Genomic DNA, 2,106 nt, shown 5'->3' on the forward strand with positions numbered 1-2,106 from the left:
CTGGTGACTTCAACGCGGAACAGGTCGCCATATCTGAACACTGACTCAGCGGGCCAGGCCAGCAACCCACCACATCTGCGCACTCACCGCGCCGGTCAGCCCCAAACAGGGCAGCCACCCGCCAGGCCTGCTTATCGGCCGTCACAGGTTCGAAGCGTTCCGCAGAAAAGAGCGCGGCCAGGCTTCAGCCGTTCTTCGGTGTGCACCTCTGGTGACTTCAACGCGGAACAGGTCGCCATATCTGAACACTGACTCAGCGGGCCAGGCCAGCAACCCACCACATCTGCGCACTCACCGCGCCGGTCAGCCCCAAACAGGGCAGCCACCCGCCAGGCCTGCTTATCGGCCGTCACAGGTTCGAAGCGTTCCGCAGAAAAGAGCGCGGCCAGGCTTCAGCCGTTCTTCGGTGTGCAGCTCTGGCGGCTTCAACGCGGCACAGGTCGCCATATCTGAACACTGACTCAGCGGGCCAGGCCCGCAACCCGCCACATCTGCGCACTCACCGCGCCGGGCCTCGCCGGTCATCCCCAGACAGGGCAGCAACCCGCCACATCTGCGCACTCACCGCGCCGGTCCGCGCGGTCATCCCGACAGGGCACCAACCCACCAAAACTCCGCGCTTACCGCACTCCCCGCGCCGCACCGCGCGGTCACCCCCAAGCAGGGCAGCAACCCGCCAGGCCTGCAGACTGCCTGCCACCTGCTTGGAGCGATTCCTGCGTTGCTAGGTGGCTTACCCGGAGGGGCCGGCAGCTTCTTGAGGTGGACCGCCGTAGCGGAAGTCCCGGCTACGAATCGCCCATGAGGTCGGCCCGAGCACGGGCATCGGCAGCCGCGCCGTCGCGGAGTCGGATCGCCTCGACAATGTCCTCGTGCGGCCGGCGGGTTCCGGGCTGCATAGCGCCGATACGCCGACGCAGAATACTGCGCCAGACCTCGTCAAGATCCGCATACAAACTGACCAATGAAGCGTTGTGGCTGGCAGCAACGACGGCGCGGTGGAACTGCGCGTCAGCTTCCAGATAGGTTTCCAGTTCACCACGGTCCCAGGCCTCATCGCGCTGCTCCAGCAGATGCTCAAGCCGCTCCAGATCGGTGTCGGTCCGGCGCTGGGCCGCGAGCCGCGCACCGCTGGCCGCAAGCTCCCGCAGCAGCTCAGTCACGTCATCCGATGAATCCTGCGCAAACCGCCGCTGCATTACGCCCGCCAGTTCGCTCGTGGCGATGACATAGGTACCGGATCCTTGGCGGATATCCAGCAACCCGTTGTTGGCCAGCGCGCGGACGGCCTCCCGAACGGTGTTCCGGGCGACACCAAGCTGTTCGACGAGGGCCTGTTCGGTGGGTATCCGGTGCCCCACCGGCCAGTAGCCCTGGGTTACCCGGCTGCGGAATTGCTCAATGACCTGTTCAACCAAGGACTCCCGACGGGGCTGCGGCAGCCGATCGGCCGAGTGAGGCGAGGGATTCATCCCATCATTATATGATCAGTTGAATGAAGAAGAATGTTAGCCCAGAACCTTGGTTTCTCGCCGTGCTCCTGACAGGAATCCTGCTGGCCGCGGCGAACCTGAGGCCGGGCATTTCTTCGCTGGGGCCGTTGCTTGGCAATGTCATCGTGGACCTGCACCTCAGCGGGCTGGTCGCCGGCCTGTTGACTGCTGCCCCCGCTGTTTGTTTTGCACTGTTCGGGCCCCTCGCGCCCAGAATGGCCAAGAAACGCGGCCCGGAAATCATCGTGCTCGGTGCGATGTTGGCGATCGCCCTGGGACTGGCCCTCCGTGCGGTGGCACCCAACACCACCTTCTTCCTGCTCTTTAGCGCCGTGGCGCTGTGCGGCATTGCCGTCGGCAACGTGCTGATGCCGGTCCTGGTCAAGCGGTGGTTTCCGGACCGCATTGGGAGGGTGACAGGCCTGTATACAACGGTCTTATCGCTTGGGACAGCACTTGTTGCGGCGGTTGCCGTTCCGGTCAACGGCGCCTTGGGCGGAACCTGGCGTCTGGGACTTGGTGTCTGGGCTATTCCCGCGCTGGTGGCCGCCGGCGTTTGGGTCACCGTGTATCTGGGCGTACGTCGTATGGGGCAAACCGTCCAGCCAGCAAA

Annotated in this window: 2 protein-coding genes; one reads left to right on the forward strand and one right to left on the reverse strand. The window is 64.7% G+C overall.

Annotated features, from left to right (window positions below; translation table 11 throughout):
• Positions 1-788: 788 nt before the first annotated feature.
• The gene (locus tag RTN46_RS16355) at positions 789-1,472 is read right to left on the reverse strand and encodes an FCD domain-containing protein (RefSeq protein ID WP_312182974.1); all 684 of its coding nucleotides are present in this window, start codon (positions 1,470-1,472) and stop codon (positions 789-791) included.
• A 23-nt stretch (positions 1,473-1,495) separates the two neighbouring features.
• On the opposite strand from RTN46_RS16355, the gene RTN46_RS16360 reads away from it, so the two are divergent.
• A partial coding sequence (locus RTN46_RS16360) for an MFS transporter (protein ID WP_312182976.1) occupies positions 1,496-2,106 on the forward strand: 611 nt, incomplete at its 3' end.

The organism is Arthrobacter sp. (genome assembly GCF_031988865.1).
GTDB lineage: Bacteria > Actinomycetota > Actinomycetes > Actinomycetales > Micrococcaceae > Arthrobacter_B.